Annotated in this window: 12 protein-coding genes; 9 read left to right on the forward strand and 3 right to left on the reverse strand. The window is 56.2% G+C overall.

What is annotated here, in order from left to right:
• Positions 1-98 precede the first annotated feature (98 nt).
• The 6 genes from HV127_RS19995 to HV127_RS20020 all read left to right on the forward strand — a co-directional run bounded on the left by HV127_RS19995 (position 99) and on the right by HV127_RS20020 (position 8,949).
• On the forward strand, positions 99-1,415 hold the full coding sequence (locus tag HV127_RS19995; RefSeq protein WP_182238183.1) for a 6-phospho-beta-glucosidase: 1,317 nt from the start codon (positions 99-101) through the stop codon (positions 1,413-1,415).
• 103 nt (positions 1,416-1,518) lie between these two features.
• Positions 1,519-2,601, forward strand: a complete 1,083-nt coding sequence (locus HV127_RS20000) for a hypothetical protein (protein ID WP_182238185.1) — start codon at positions 1,519-1,521, stop codon at positions 2,599-2,601.
• Positions 2,598-3,497, forward strand: a complete 900-nt coding sequence (locus HV127_RS20005; RefSeq protein WP_182238187.1) for a phosphatase PAP2 family protein — start codon at positions 2,598-2,600, stop codon at positions 3,495-3,497. The genes HV127_RS20000 and HV127_RS20005 overlap by 4 nt, the downstream gene beginning before the upstream one ends.
• Complete coding sequence (locus HV127_RS20010) at positions 3,497-6,004, forward strand: PEP/pyruvate-binding domain-containing protein (RefSeq protein ID WP_228727479.1); 2,508 nt, start codon at positions 3,497-3,499, stop codon at positions 6,002-6,004. The genes HV127_RS20005 and HV127_RS20010 overlap by 1 nt, the downstream gene beginning before the upstream one ends.
• Before the next feature lie 232 nt (positions 6,005-6,236).
• Complete coding sequence (gene tyrR / locus HV127_RS20015) at positions 6,237-7,778, forward strand: transcriptional regulator TyrR (protein ID WP_182238189.1); 1,542 nt, start codon at positions 6,237-6,239, stop codon at positions 7,776-7,778.
• A 115-nt stretch (positions 7,779-7,893) separates the two neighbouring features.
• Complete coding sequence (locus HV127_RS20020) at positions 7,894-8,949, forward strand: AbrB family transcriptional regulator (RefSeq protein WP_182238191.1); 1,056 nt, start codon at positions 7,894-7,896, stop codon at positions 8,947-8,949.
• A gap of 43 nt (positions 8,950-8,992) precedes the next feature.
• On the opposite strand, the gene tpx is transcribed toward HV127_RS20020, so the two are convergent.
• Positions 8,993-9,499, reverse strand: coding sequence for a thiol peroxidase (gene tpx, locus HV127_RS20025; protein ID WP_182238193.1), 507 nt, complete (start codon positions 9,497-9,499; stop codon positions 8,993-8,995).
• A 101-nt stretch (positions 9,500-9,600) separates the two neighbouring features.
• On the opposite strand from tpx, the gene ycjG reads away from it, so the two are divergent.
• Entirely contained in the window at positions 9,601-10,566 is a 966-nt protein-coding gene (ycjG, locus tag HV127_RS20030) for an L-Ala-D/L-Glu epimerase (RefSeq protein WP_182238194.1), read from the forward strand.
• Here the strand turns inward: ycjG and mpaA are convergent.
• Positions 10,557-11,270, reverse strand: a complete 714-nt coding sequence (mpaA, locus tag HV127_RS20035) for a murein tripeptide amidase MpaA (RefSeq protein WP_182238196.1) — start codon at positions 11,268-11,270, stop codon at positions 10,557-10,559. The two genes, ycjG and mpaA, sit on opposite strands and share 10 nt — an antisense overlap.
• A 90-nt stretch (positions 11,271-11,360) precedes the next feature.
• On the opposite strand from mpaA, the gene HV127_RS20040 reads away from it, so the two are divergent.
• Both HV127_RS20040 and HV127_RS20045 read left to right on the forward strand, forming a co-directional pair.
• Positions 11,361-11,462: a hypothetical protein gene (locus HV127_RS20040; RefSeq protein WP_167492778.1), complete on the forward strand. Its 102-nt coding sequence runs from the start codon at positions 11,361-11,363 to the stop codon at positions 11,460-11,462.
• Positions 11,459-13,075 (forward strand): peptide ABC transporter substrate-binding protein, encoded by a 1,617-nt coding sequence (locus tag HV127_RS20045; protein ID WP_182238198.1) that lies wholly within the window; start codon positions 11,459-11,461, stop codon positions 13,073-13,075. The genes HV127_RS20040 and HV127_RS20045 overlap by 4 nt, the downstream gene beginning before the upstream one ends.
• Before the next feature lie 299 nt (positions 13,076-13,374).
• Here the strand turns inward: HV127_RS20045 and HV127_RS20050 are convergent, their stop codons facing one another.
• Positions 13,375-13,941 (reverse strand): DJ-1/PfpI family protein, encoded by a 567-nt coding sequence (locus HV127_RS20050; RefSeq protein ID WP_182240740.1) that lies wholly within the window; start codon positions 13,939-13,941, stop codon positions 13,375-13,377.
• Positions 13,942-13,944: the final 3 nt, after the last annotated feature.

The following is a 13,944-nucleotide window of genomic DNA, read 5'->3' on the forward strand; positions in this document are numbered from 1 at the left end:
GCATTAATCATATTCATGCATGAGCCATTTTATTTCGTTTGTTCCGCCAGTTATGACGGTTTTAAATAGTTATACCCTATATCAAATGGAGATATACCATGTCAGGACTCAAAATTGTGGTGATTGGCGGCGGTTCCAGCTATACCCCGGAACTGATCGAAGGTTTACTTAAACGGCACGCTGAGATGCCGGTTAAGACGCTGTGGCTGGTCGACATTGAAGACGGCAAAGAAAAGGTGGAAATTATCGCCGGGCTGGCGCGGCGAATGATTGCCAAAGCGGGTTTGTCCATTGAAGTGGTGGCGACGCTTGACCGCGAAAGCGCCTTGCAGGGCGCGAATTTTGTCTGCTCGCAGTTCCGTGCCGGGTGCCTGGATGCGCGCATCAGCGACGAGCGCATCTCGTTAAAATATGGCCTGATTGGCCAGGAGACCAACGGGCTGGGCGGTTTTGCCAATGCCTGCCGGACAATCCCGATTGCTCTGGAGATTGCGGCAGATATGGAACGCCTGTGCCCGGACGCCTGGCTGCTGAACTTCACCAACCCATCGGGCATGGTGACGGAGGCGGTGCTGCGTCATAGCAAAATTAAAGCCGTGGGCCTGTGCAACGTGCCGGTGATTATGCAAAAGGGCGTCGCACAGCTGCTTAATTGCGCCAACGAAAATGATTTCATCATGCAGGTTGCGGGCCTGAACCACTTCATCTTCGTGCGGCAGATTCTGCATAAAGGCAAAGAGTGGCTGCCGGAAGCCATTGCGCAGATTAGCGCAGGTAACGATCCGCTGGTACCGCGCAATATTCCGCCGTTCCGCTGGCCGCAGCATCTGCTACAAGGACTGGGGATGATCCCCTGCGCCTATCTGCGTTATTACTATATGAAGGACGACATGTTGCGCCAGGAGCTGGCGGAGGCTGACGGGGAAGGGACGCGCGGAGAAGTTGTTAAACTACTGGAAAAAGAGCTGTTCGCCCAGTACAGCGACCCGAATCTGGCGGTAAAACCGAAGGCACTGGAAGGGCGCGGCGGGCAATACTATTCTGAAGCGGCCTGTGAATTGATGAACGGTATTTATAATGACAAGCGTATTATTATGCACGTTAACACGCGTAACAATGGCGCGATTAGCGGCCTGCCGGACGACTGCGCGGTTGAAGTGAGTTCGTTAATTACCGCTTCCGGCCCGCAGCCGCTGAATGTGGCGTCCTTCCCGGAAGATACGCTACGCCTGCTGCAACTGATGAAGTCTTTCGAGCGGCTGACCATCGAAGCGGCGATAACGGGTAACCGGCATACCGCCTGGCGCGCGCTGGTGCTGAACCCGCTGATCGTCAGCGGTGAGAAGCTTGAACAGGCGCTGGACGAGGTTATCGAACATAACCGGAAGCTGATGCCCGCTTTTCACCCACAATAATTCTGAGGGGGCGATGATGCCCCCAAACTGCTCATTGTAATCCCTTAACGAAGCGTCTATTGTGCGGAAATGTTAAACAAGGACATGATGACAACCGCACGTTATGGAAAAACGTAATCCTCCCTGGCTGCGATTCACTCCGGGCAGAGCGTTGCCGCGCTGGTATCGCTTTATCGCCAGGCTATTGAGCCATTTCTACTACGCTTCGATCGACTTTATTGACGAGCGTGGCCACCGTGTTTTACCGCTGGACGACGCAATTCCCACAATTCTGCTTGTCAGCCACCGTAATGGGGCGACCGACGGGTGGGTGGTTAGCCCACTGTTGCCGCATGGCCAGTTTCTTGCCTCCGTTCAACTGCTGCGATCGCTTTTTTTGCGCCTGCTATTTACCGGCATTCCGGTTGTGCGCGACAAGGATCGCATTCGCTACGGTTTTAGCCGGACGCAGGCGGGAAACCCGGTGCTGCACGCTATTGCCCATATAAAGCAGGGCGGCAGTCTGGTTATCTTTCCGGAAGGCACCAGCGAATGGAGCTATGCACCACAGCCTTATCAGCCGGGAACCGTGAAAATCATTCGCCGACTGTTGCAGGAAGGCCAGCGCTTTCGGGTGATCCCGGTAGGGAGTTTCTACCAGGCTGCGGATCGCTTTGGTTCGCGGGTCGAGCTGCTGGTTGGCGAAGCGCTGGTATTTCCCGCGCGGGAAGATAAGTCCCAGGAGGCCTGGGAAACTGAAATCTCTGAATGTGTGAGTAATGCGTTGAATCAGGTTTCGGTCAACTGCGACAGCGAGGCGACCATGGCGGACGCCGAAAGCTATGCCCACCAGCGGCGGCATAGCGAATCCTGGGCGTTGGCTTTTAAACGAGCGGCAAGCGGAACGCATGCTGAAAAACCATCTGATAAGCGGTATCGGCAAAGAAACATTTGGGCCTGCGCGCTGCAACTGCCGTTTGTGCTGGTACTTTTTCCGGTTCTGCTCTGCGCCTGGTGGGTTGGCAGAAAGGCCGACGGGCGTAATACGGTGGCCTTTTTTCGTCTGGCGAGCGGTTTTGCCGCCTCGCTGCTGTGGCTGCCCTGTTTGATTGTGCTGGGTATTCTCTTTCCCTGGCTGTGGCTGCTTTATACAGCGGCTTACCTGGGGTGGCGGCAACGTTCGGTTTGGGGGGAGGAAAACGTTTGAGCCTGATAAAGAACACCCATTTTGTCGGTTTAGCTTCCCGGAACCGTCCGGGGTATGGGATCTATTTAGCCCTGATCGCCTTGATTTGCGGGTTGGGGATTTTTTCCGCCTGGCAACTGCGTGACCCCCAATTTATTGCGCCGGTAATCGCCAGCGTGGTGGTTTGGCTGCTGTTGCTGCAATCAATGCGTTCGTCGTCGTCACGCTGGCGCAGCTGGATTGGCGTGCTGCAGTTTGCCGCCAGTTGGCTGGTTTTCCCTCTGTTTAAGGCGATTCAGCTGGCGATGCCGCGCTCAATGGATGCCAGGCTGTTAGCGGGCGATCGTTGGCTATTCGGCCGCGGATTGACTGAACGGCTGCTCGGCTGGGAGAGGGTCTGGTTAAGTGAGGTAATGAGCCTGTGCTACCTCTCGTTCTATTTCATTATTCTGCTGCCGGTGCTGTTTTGCGCTTTCCGTCGCCATGAACTTGCCAGCCGTGGTTTCTTCAATGGTCTGATGCTGATGTATCTCTTTGGATTTATCGGCTATCTACTGGTGCCCGCCGCCGGGCCGTATCTTGCCTTTCCGGACGTTTTCTCCTATCCGCCGCAAGGCGGCGCGCTGACCGCGTTGCTGGTTTCGCTGGTGGCAAGTGGCGGAACGGGTATGGACGTTTTTCCCAGCCTGCACTGCGGGATTAGTCTCTATGTGTTTGGTTATCTGCTTTTACAGCGTCGCTATTTTTGCGCGCTGTTGCTGTCGCCGCTGGTGGTGGGGTTGATCCTGGCGACGCTCTATCTGCGCTATCACTACGGTATCGATCTGATTTTTGGTGCTCTGCTGGCGTTTCTGGTGCTGGTATGGCTGCGCCGCTGCGGCTTCTCCAGCCGTAACAACATGATAAGGAAGGCATAATGCTAACGGAAGACTCGATGATTTTTACCTTTCACGATCCGCACGCCAGCGAACTGGCGCTGAGCGGGGGGAAGGGTGCCAACCTCGCGCGTCTGACCGCAGGGGGCCTGCCGGTGCCGCCCGGTCTGATTGTGTCGGCTTCTGCTTACCAGCTGTTTCTGGCGCCGCTAAGAGAGCAAATCCAGACTCTACTGCAACAATATGACGATTTCGGCATATGCAGCCGCGAAATTCAGGCACTTATTCGTCGACAAGCTTTGCCGGAAGCGCTACGCACGGCGGTAACGCAACGGCTGGACGCGCTTGGGGCGAAGGACTGGAACGTTGCTGTGCGCTCTTCAGCGACGTTTGAAGATCTGCCCGGCGCGGCTTTCGCCGGACAGCACGATACCTTGCTCAATATGCGCGGCGCTGATGCGATCCTCAACGCGGTGCGCGAATGCTACGTTTCGTTATGGCATGAACACGCCATGCGCTATCGCGCGCATCTGCAACTCGTTCACCTCGATGCCGCGATGGCGGTGGTGATCCAGCAGATGGTGGAGATGACGGAAAGCGATGCGGCTGGTGTGGCCTTTTCCATCGACCCGGTACGCGGCGAGCTGGAGCAAGTGTTGATTAACGCTTGCTTTGGATTAGGCGAGAGCGTCGTCGGCGGCGAGCGGGAGGTGGATGAATACCGCGTTGCCATGCCGCAGGGAGAAGTCACGGAACGTAGTATCGGACAAAAAACGACGATTTTGCTGAAAGACAGCCAGGGCGTACACAATGTGGTCCTGCCCGCATCCCGGCAATCGCAGAGTTCGCTTAGCGATGAACAATGTCTGACGGTGGCGAGCGTCGCCCGGCAGGCTCAGGCGTTTTTTGGTTTTCCCCAGGATATTGAATGGGCATTTTCCGGCGCTTCGTTCTATCTGCTGCAATCCCGTCCGGTCACGTTCGTGCCGGAACGCTGGACGCGCGATGAATCCGCTGAACGCTTCCCTAACGCGGTAACGCCGTTGACCTGGGATCTGGTAGAGGAAGGTTTCCATGAATCGCTCAACTTCTCTTTTTCCCTGATGGGCCTGCCTGGTTTTGGGGGGAAATGGTTTGCGGTAAAAGAGTGCTATGTCTATGGCAACCAGAATGCGGTGGAGCTGTATGCTGGCAGAATGCCCGGCGGCATCAGTTCGCTGGAGCAGCTGCGAGCGGCTCTGCCGACCCTGGCAAAGCGCTATGCCTGGGTGCAGGAGTTGCCGATCCGCTGGATGCGCGATCTGGATACCTATCTGCTGGAAATCGGCGCGTTGATGCGCGAGCCGTTGGCTAGCTACACGCTGGCGCAGTGCTGGGATTATCTGCTGCGGGTACGCGATGCGGGTAAACGTTATTTTCTGCCAAATATTGCAATTTCCCTGACCCAGCGCACCTTGTATGCCGTGCTCTTCCAGATCCTGCAAATGTCGATGCCTGCGGCAGAAGCCAAATCGATGTTCGATCTGTTGCTGTCGGTCGCCGAGACTAAAACCGGGCAAGTTAACGCTGAGCTGTGGGCGCTATCGCGGCAGGTTCGTAACGATCCAGAGCTGCTGCGGGAGTTCGCCGACACCCCGTCGCTGGCGCTTGTTTCACGTCTTAGCGCGTATCCTACGTTTGATACTGACTTCAACCAGTTTCTGCAACGCCACGGCCACCGCGAGCTGGATTTCGACGCTTATTATCCGACCTGGCTTGAAGCGCCGCATATTGTATTGGATCAGCTGAAAATGCTGGTGGAGCTGCCGGACGATGATTTGGCGGCGCAGGCGCTTAACGGCAAGCTGGCGGCTTCAGCGGCGCAGCACGCCTGGCTGGCTCAGGTGCCGGAAGATCTGCGTTACTTCGTTGAAGAGGTGACTCGCCTGGCGCGCGTTTATACCTGGCTGGACGACCTTGAGCATTATCAGACCACGCGTCTGACGCTGCCGTTCCGCAGCGGCGTGCGCGAGATGGGGGAGCGGCTGACGGCGGCGGGTATTCTGCAACAAGTGGATGATCTCTATTTCGCGTCATTCGCCGATCTTGACGCTGCGGTGGCGCAGAACGCTTTCGAAGATCTGGCCGCGCAGGTGCACGCCAATAAGTCTGCCTGGCAGGCGGCGAAACAGCGCAGTCCGTCATGGAATCTTGGCGAAGATGATGCGATCCCCGAGTTGCCGCAGGGTGAGGGATTACAGGGGATGGCTGGTAGCCCTGGCGAGGTGGAAGGTGAGGTCTTTCTGGTTCATGGGCCGGAGGAGTTTGCCGCGTTTCCCAAAGGCGCGATTCTGGTGGCTCGCACGACTAATCCTGCATGGACCTCGCTGTTTTACCGCGCGAGCGGAGTGATCACCGAAAGCGGCGGACCGTTGTCACATGGGGCGGTCACCGCGCGGGAGTTGCAGCTTCCGGCAGTGATGAGCGTGCGCGGGGTCATGACGCTGCTGGAGAATGGGATGCGGGTCAGGGTGAACGGAAGAACGGGAGTGGTCGATATTTTGCGTTAACGGAGCGGTTCGATGATGCTGCCCTCAAACCAGCATAAGGTACCTTGCCGGTTTGAGGGCTGATGACTCGTCTGAACGATTCTGGTCATGTGTCCGCTCTGAACGTATAACTTTACGGCAGAAAGGCCATTTTTCCGCCATACTGTCAATAATTGTTGACAGCTATCTTCACGCCAGCAAATAACTGTCCTATTATTCATCCGTCATTGGCCTTTTTAGGGTGAAAACTCCTATGCGTCTTGAAGTCTTTTGTGAAGACCGTCTTGGTCTGACCCGTGAATTACTCGATTTATTGGTGCTGCGTGGTATCGATCTGCGCGGTATCGATATCGACCCTATTGGCCGAATTTATCTCAATTTTGCCGAACTGGAGTTTGCCAACTTCAGCAGCCTGATGGCGGAAATTCGCCGTATTGCTGGAGTGACAGATGTGCGTACCGTGCCGTGGATGCCATCAGAACGTGAACATCTCGCACTTAGCGCACTGCTGGTGGCGATGCCGGAACCGGTGCTGTCTCTGGATACCAGGGGGAAAGTTGAACTGGCTAACCCGGCCAGCTGTCAGCTGTTTGCCCAGAGCCAGGACAAACTGCGCAGCCATCCGGTCGCGCAACTGATCACTGATTTTAACGTGCAGCGCTGGCTGGAAAATAGCCCGCAGGAATCGCATGCTGAGCATGTGGTGGTTAACGGACAGAATTTCCTGCTGGAAATCACCCCGGTCTATCTGGAAGGTGAGCACGGCGAGCGAGTGCTGACCGGTGCGGTGGCAATGCTGCGTTCAACGGTCCGCATGGGCCGACAGCTGCAAACCATGACCATTCAGGATACCAGTGCCTTTAGTCAGATCCTCGCCGTTGGTCCAAAAATGCGCCATGTCGTGGAGCAGGCCCGCAAGCTGGCAATGCTTAGCGCGCCGCTGCTGATCGTTGGCGATACCGGTACCGGCAAAGATCTGCTGGCTCAAGCCTGTCATCTGGCCAGCCCGCGCGCGGGAAAACCCTATCTGGCGCTGAACTGCGGCTCTATTCCGGAAGATGCGGTGGAAAGCGAGCTGTTTGGCGATGCGATTCAGGGTAAAAAAGGTTTCTTCGAGCAGGCGAACGGCGGCTCGGTGCTGCTGGATGAGATCGGTGAGATGTCGCCGAGAATGCAGACCAAACTGTTGCGTTTCCTCAACGATGGTACCTTCCGCCGGGTTGGCGAAGATCATGAGGTTCATGTCGACGTACGCGTGATCTGCGCCACCCAGAAAAACCTGGTGGAGCTGGTGCAGAAAGGGCTGTTCCGTGAAGATCTTTATTATCGTCTCAACGTTCTGACCCTGTATCTGCCGCCGCTACGCGACTGCCCGCAGGATATCATGCCGTTGACCGAACTGTTCGTCGCGCGCTTTGCCGATGAGCAGGGGATCCCTCGTCCTAAACTCTCTGCGGATTTAAATAGCGTATTGACGCGCTATAGCTGGCCGGGCAACGTGCGCCAGCTCAAGAACGCGGTTTATCGCGCGCTGACGCAGCTGGACGGTTTTGAACTGCGTCCGCAGGATATTCTGTTACCGGATCACGATGTGGCCTCCTTGCCTGTGGGCGAAGAAGCGATGGAAGGTTCGCTGGATGACATCACTCGCCGCTTTGAGCGCTCTGTGCTCACCCAGCTTTATCGCAACTTCCCCAGCACGCGTAAACTGGCTAAACGCCTTGGCGTCTCGCACACCGCGATCGCCAATAAACTGCGCGAGTATGGCCTGAGCCAGAAGAAAAACGACGACTAATCCTCACCACCGGCTGCTTGCGCAGCCGATTAGCGTTTCCAAAAAAGGGAGGGTTCTTCCCGTAGCATGATCTTGTATATACTCCGCTTTTACTCTTTTTCTCTCAGGAATACGCATGTGGATTTCGCGTAGTCACTTCTTTCAGTGGATGAAATTGCTGGCGCTCTCCGGTGCGCTCTCCTTTGTTTTGTTCTGGTTTCATCTCCCCGCAGCGCTGCTGCTGGGGCCGATGATTGCCGGGATTACTCTTAGCCTTCGCGGCGCAGAAATTCTCGTACCCCGCCCGTTTTTTATTGCTGCCCAGGCGATTATTGGCTGCATGATTGCCCGTAGCCTCACGCCCTCGATCTTCGGCGTTCTGTTGGCAAACTGGGCGCTGGTGCTGCTGATTCTTTTTTCCACGCTCGCCATTAGCGCGCTGGCAGGATGGCTGTTGGTGCGTTATAGCGCGTTACCAGGTGCCACCGGCGCGTGGGGAAGCTCGCCGGGCGGCGCGTCGGCGATGGTGGTTATGGCTCAGGATTACGGTGCCGATGTTCGGCTGGTGGCGTTGATGCAGTACCTGCGGGTGCTGTTCGTCGCCGGGGCCGCGGCGCTGGTCGTTCGCGTCGCTCTCGGCGGCGATGCTCAGGAGATGACCCAGCAGGTTATCTGGTTTCCTCCGATAAGCTGGCAGCTTCCGCTCACGCTATTATTGACCGCGGCGGCAGGGTGGCTGGGTCTGCGGTTGCGCTTTCCGTCGGGGGCGATGCTCTTTCCGATGTTGCTCGGCGCGCTGGTGCAGGGAGAGGGCTGGCTGGTACTGGAACTCCCGGAATGGCTGTTGGCGCTGGCCTATGCCGCCATTGGCTGGAGCGTTGGTCTAAAGTTTAATAAACAGATTTTCTTGCTGGCGCTGAAAACCTTACCGCAGATCCTGGCATCGATTGTTGGCTTGATTCTGTTGTGTGCGCTGATGGCTTTTGGATTAACGCAGGTTCTGCCGCTGGATTTTATGACTGCTTATCTGGCAACCAGTCCCGGCGGGCTGGATACGGTGGCGATTATTGCTGCAGGTACGCGGGCGGATATGTCTTTTATTATGGCGATGCAGACGCTGCGTCTGTTCACTATCTTGCTGACCGGTCCGGCGATTGCACGTTTTATCTCCTGCTATGCGGCGCGGGAATAAAAAAGCCCCCGATAAACGAGGGCTCAAGGTGCTAGCTGTGTTATTACGCTTTCAGCGCGGCCAGAGCGGCGTCGTAGTCCGGCTCTTCGGTGATTTCATTCACCAGTTGGCTGTAAACAACCTGGTCGTTTTCATCAATGACGACCACAGCGCGCGCCGCCAGACCGGCCAGCGGGCCTGCGGAGATAGCAACGCCGTAGTCGGCCAGGAACTGCGCGCCGCGCAGGGTGGACAGCGTGACAACGTTGTTCAGGCCTTCAGCGCCGCAGAAGCGAGACTGGGCAAACGGCAGGTCGGCAGAGATGCACAGCACTACGGTGTTGTCCAGTTCAGACGCCAGTTGGTTAAACTTACGTACCGATGCCGCGCAAACGCCGGTATCGATGCTTGGGAAAATGTTCAGCACTTTACGAAGGCCCGCGAACTGGCTCAGCGCGACGTCAGAGAGATCTTTGGCGACCAGCGTAAACGGCTGCGCTTTAGCGCCTGCCTGCGGAATGGTGCCTTGAACAGAAACGGGGTTGCCCTGGAAATGCACGGTTTGTGACATGGTTATCTTCCTGTTTACATATAGTTAACGTCCCGGCTAGTGTATGACATCAGTCATCAGCACGGCAAATCCTTTTAATATTTACCTGCGAGGTTCAGGGAATGCGAAATCTGCGAGTCTATGAAGAAGCCTGGCCGTTACATACTCCTTTTGTGATCGCCCGCGGCAGCCGCAGCGAGGCCAAAGTGGTGGTGGTGGAGATCGAAGAAAATGGCGTGAAAGGCGTGGGGGAATGCACGCCTTACCCCCGCTACGGCGAGAGTATCGCCTCGGTGATGGCGCAGATTATGACGATTGGCGAACAGATTGAACGCGGCATCTCGCGTGAGCAGATCCAAAACCTGCTCCCCCCGGGAGCCGCGCGTAATGCCGTCGATTGCGCGCTCTGGGATTGGCAAGCGCGCAGTGCGGGTAAGAGCATTGCTCAGCAGTCAGGTGCCATGCTGCCCAACCGGGTGGTCACCGCGCAAACGGTGGTCATTGGTACGCCTGAGCAGATGGCAGCCAGCGCGGCGGCGCTGTGGGAGAAAGGGGCCACGTTGCTGAAAGTGAAGCTTGATGATCATCTGATTAGCGAACGGCTGATAGCGATTCGCGAGGCGGTGCCGCAGGCGACGTTAATTGTTGATGCTAACGAGGCATGGCGTAGCGATGGTCTGGCTGAGCGTTGTCAGCTTCTGGCGGATATCGGCGTGGCGATGCTGGAGCAGCCGCTTCCGGCGGGGGACGATGCGGCGCTGGAGAATTTTATTCATCCGTTGCCTGTTTGTGCTGATGAAAGCTGCCATACCCGCGACAGCCTCGCGGCGTTACGTGGTCGCTACGAAATGGTCAATATTAAACTCGATAAGACCGGCGGCCTGACCGAAGCGTTGCTGTTGGCGGAGGAGGCGGAGCGACAGGGATTTGCGCGGATGCTGGGCTGTATGCTGTGTACCTCGCGAGCCATTAGCGCCGCGTTGCCACTGGTGCCGCTGGCCCGTTTTGCCGATCTTGATGGCCCAACCTGGCTGGCGGTCGATGTTGAGCCGGCGCTGCATTTCAGCACCGGCGTACTTCATCTTTGAGGATGCCAGTGCAGCAGGTTAATCATTGCCGACAGGTATTTGTCCGTGGCCTCGTCGGCGGATATTGGCGGAAATTCGGCGGTAATGCACGGCAGGCCGATATCGGCGCACCAGCTGCCAAAGGAGCCGGGCGTTTCATAGCCGACGCTGCCCACCAGCGGCAAAGTAAAGGCATCGGCGAGCCAACGTCCCAGCTCGCTGTGGCCAGGATCTTCAATGCAGGCCAGCGGATCGTGAAATGAAACGACCCAGGCGGGATGGATCTGGTGGATCAGCTCGCACAGCGCCTGGGTTTCTGGCTCTGAACCGGGCTTTTCGCCAGTGAGCAGAACCACATCACGCTGCTCTGCTGCGCTGTTCCAGCGGTAAACCGTTTCGCCTTCCTTCCAGTTCGCCGCCGGAAAATTTCGGTTCAGGTCGATTCCACGTGCGTTGGCGCGTAACCCTAGCTGACAGCCGTCGGGATTCACCGCCAGCACCACATGATGACGGCGCAGCTCCGGTTTGAGCGTGCGTAACGCGCAGGAGAGGGTGACGATTGATGAGTTTTCATCGCCGTGGGTGCCGGCAAGAATTAAACCGCTGCGGCTATCGGCCAGCGGTGCAGGGAACCACAGCAGCGGTGCGCCGAGATGAGACTGGCCGTAGCGCTGGGTTCCCGGCGGAAAAGCGCCGCGTTGAGGGCGAGGACGAGAAACGGGCATAGGGCATCCTGTTATCAGGTTATTTTGAGCAGTGTTGTGTAAAACCGTCCCGGAATCAAACAGTTTCCTGCGATCGAGAAATCAGCATATATGTCAATTTTCTATCACAAGCTGTTTGCAATTTCAGGTGATGAAACAAATAATTATCGCACTGCCAGCTCTGGTTTTTTTATTTTAAAGGGGATCTTATGAAGTATCCTGTCACATTGACATGCGGCGCGCTGTGGTTAGCCAGCGTCTCTTCTCTTGCCTGGGCGGCGGATGTCCCTCCGGGCACCGTATTAGCTGAAAAACAGATGCTGGTGCGGCACATTAAAGATGAACCCGCCACATTAGATCCCGCTAAAGCCGTGGGCCTGCCAGAAATTCAGGTGATCCGCGATCTCTTTGAAGGTTTAGTCAATCAGGACGCGAAAGGCAACCTGATTCCTGGCGTGGCGACTCGCTGGCAGAGCAATGATAACCGCGTCTGGACCTTCACCCTGCGTGACAACGCCCGCTGGTCTGACGGCACGCCGGTGACGGCAGAGGATTTTGTCTATAGCTGGCGGCGGCTGGTGGACCCAAAAACGACATCGCCGTTCGCCTGGTTTGCCGCTCTGGCGGGCATCAGCAACGCGCAAAATATTATTGATGGTAAAGCCGCACCGGATAGCCTCGGCGTCACCGCGGTGGATGCGCGGACCCTGCGCGTGCAGCTGGATAAACCGCTGCCGTGGTTCAGCAATCTGGCGGCCAGTTTCGCCTTTTATCCTGTGCAGAAAGCCAATGTGGAAAGCGGTGATAACTGGACGCGCCCGGGTAATCTGGTCGGTAACGGCGCGTATGTTTTAAAAGATCGCGTGGTGAATGAAAAGCTGGTGGTGGTTCCCAATACGCACTATTGGGATAACGCCAAAACGGTTATTCAGCAGGTTACGTTTGTGCCGATCAACCAGGAGTCGGCGGCGACCAAGCGCTATCTGGCGGGCGATATCGATATCACTGAGTCATTCCCGAAAAACCTGTATCAGAAGCTGCTGAAGGACATCCCGGGACAAGTCTATACCCCGCCGCAGCTGGGGACTTATTACTATGCGTTTAACACGCAGAAGGGGCCAACTGCCGATGAGCGCGTGCGCCTGGCGCTGAGCATGACGATTGACCGTCGTCTGATGGCAGAGAAAATTCTGGGAACCGGCGAGAAACCAGCTTGGCGCTTTACCCCGGATGTCACCGCAGGCTTCACTCCGCAGCCGGTGCAAATTGAGAGCATGAGTCAGGCCGAGCTGAATGCTCAGGCGAAAGCGCTGCTGCAGGCGGCGGGCTACGGCCCAAACCGCCCGCTGAAGCTGACTCTGCTGTATAACACCTCGGAAAATCATCAGAAAATCGCTATCGCGGTGGCGTCGATGTGGAAGAAAAACCTTGGCGTTGATGTGAAGCTGCAAAATCAGGAGTGGAAGACCTATATCGACAGTCGAAATACCGGGAATTTCGATGTGATCCGCGCCTCGTGGGTAGGGGATTACAATGAACCGTCGACTTTCCTGTCGCTACTGACCTCAACCCACAGCGGCAATATTTCGCGCTTTAACGATCCGGCCTATGACAAAATTCTGACTCAGGCAGCGCTGGAAAACTCGGAAAAAGCGCGCAACGATGATTACAACGCTGCGGAAAAAATCATTATGGCGAAAGCGCCTATCGCGCCAATTTATCAATACACCAACGGGCGTCTGATTAAACCGTGGTTGAAAGGATATCCGATAACCAACCCGGAAGATGTGGCATACAGCCGCACGATGTATATCGAGAAGCACTGATGACAAACCAGGTTTAAAGATTGTGCTCGCGTTTCTGCCGGGCGTCGGCTGACGCCTTGCCCGGCCTACAAAACCCACAATATCAATAAATTGTGCATTTTTCGTAGGCCCGGTAAGGCGCTAGCCGCCACTGGGCAATTCCAGCCAGCTGCACTTTGTCAGCAATCTGAAGCACTGATAAGTGCACCACCGCAAAACCCGCAACTGGCGCTGTTTTCAGCGCCAGTCTGTCTTTTCTAATTATCTCTTGTCGTCACCTGGTCACGTTCGTTTTATTCAACAGGAGGACTGCAGCGTTGTTACTGCTGCAACAATTCGGCAAATTTCGCCAGCCATTGCGGGTGCGCTGGCCAGGCAGGGGCGGTGACCAAATTGCCATCGACGTGCGCCTGATCGATGCCGATGTCGGCATAATGACCACCGCTGAGCCGTACTTCCGGTGCACAGGCAGGGTAGGCGCTGCAGGTGCGTCCTTTTAGTATCCCTGCTGCAGCCAGCAGTTGGGGACCGTGGCAAACTGCGGCAATCGGTTTACGTGCAGCATCAAACGCCTGTACCAGTTTGAGTACTTCAGCATTCAATCGTAGGTATTCAGGCGCGCGTCCACCGGGGATCAGCAGAGCGTCATAATCCTGTTCCTTCGCTGCGCTGAAATCGGCGTTGAGAATAAAACGATGACCAGGTTTCTCGCTATAAGTCTGGGCACCGTCAAAATCATGGATTGCAGTCATAATGTAGTCGCCTGTGATTTTGTCAGGGCAGACTGCATCAACCTGATGACCAATCATCTGCAATGCCTGAAATGGCACCATCGTTTCGTAGTCTTCAGCATAATCGCCGACCAGCATTAGAATTTTCTTGCTCATCAT

The organism is Klebsiella sp. RHBSTW-00215, from assembly GCF_014103785.1.
Classification (GTDB): domain Bacteria; phylum Pseudomonadota; class Gammaproteobacteria; order Enterobacterales; family Enterobacteriaceae; genus Klebsiella.

Bases quoted from the DNA above. Each gene is read 5' to 3' on its own strand.
- HV127_RS19995 (WP_182238183.1), top strand. From the start codon at position 99: ATGTCAGGACTCAAAATTGTGGTGATTGGCGGCGGTTCCAGCTATACC.
- HV127_RS20000 (WP_182238185.1), top strand. From the start codon at position 1,519: ATGGAAAAACGTAATCCTCCCTGGCTGCGATTCACTCCGGGCAGAGCG.
- HV127_RS20010 (WP_228727479.1), top strand. From the start codon at position 3,497: ATGCTAACGGAAGACTCGATGATTTTTACCTTTCACGATCCGCACGCC.
- tyrR (WP_182238189.1), top strand. From the start codon at position 6,237: ATGCGTCTTGAAGTCTTTTGTGAAGACCGTCTTGGTCTGACCCGTGAA.
- HV127_RS20020 (WP_182238191.1), top strand. From the start codon at position 7,894: ATGTGGATTTCGCGTAGTCACTTCTTTCAGTGGATGAAATTGCTGGCG.
- tpx (WP_182238193.1), bottom strand. From the start codon at position 9,499: ATGTCACAAACCGTGCATTTCCAGGGCAACCCCGTTTCTGTTCAAGGC.
- ycjG (WP_182238194.1), top strand. From the start codon at position 9,601: ATGCGAAATCTGCGAGTCTATGAAGAAGCCTGGCCGTTACATACTCCT.
- mpaA (WP_182238196.1), bottom strand. From the start codon at position 11,270: ATGCCCGTTTCTCGTCCTCGCCCTCAACGCGGCGCTTTTCCGCCGGGA.
- HV127_RS20040 (WP_167492778.1), top strand. From the start codon at position 11,361: ATGTCAATTTTCTATCACAAGCTGTTTGCAATTTCAGGTGATGAAACA.
- HV127_RS20045 (WP_182238198.1), top strand. From the start codon at position 11,459: ATGAAGTATCCTGTCACATTGACATGCGGCGCGCTGTGGTTAGCCAGC.
- HV127_RS20050 (WP_182240740.1), bottom strand. From the start codon at position 13,941: ATGAGCAAGAAAATTCTAATGCTGGTCGGCGATTATGCTGAAGACTAC.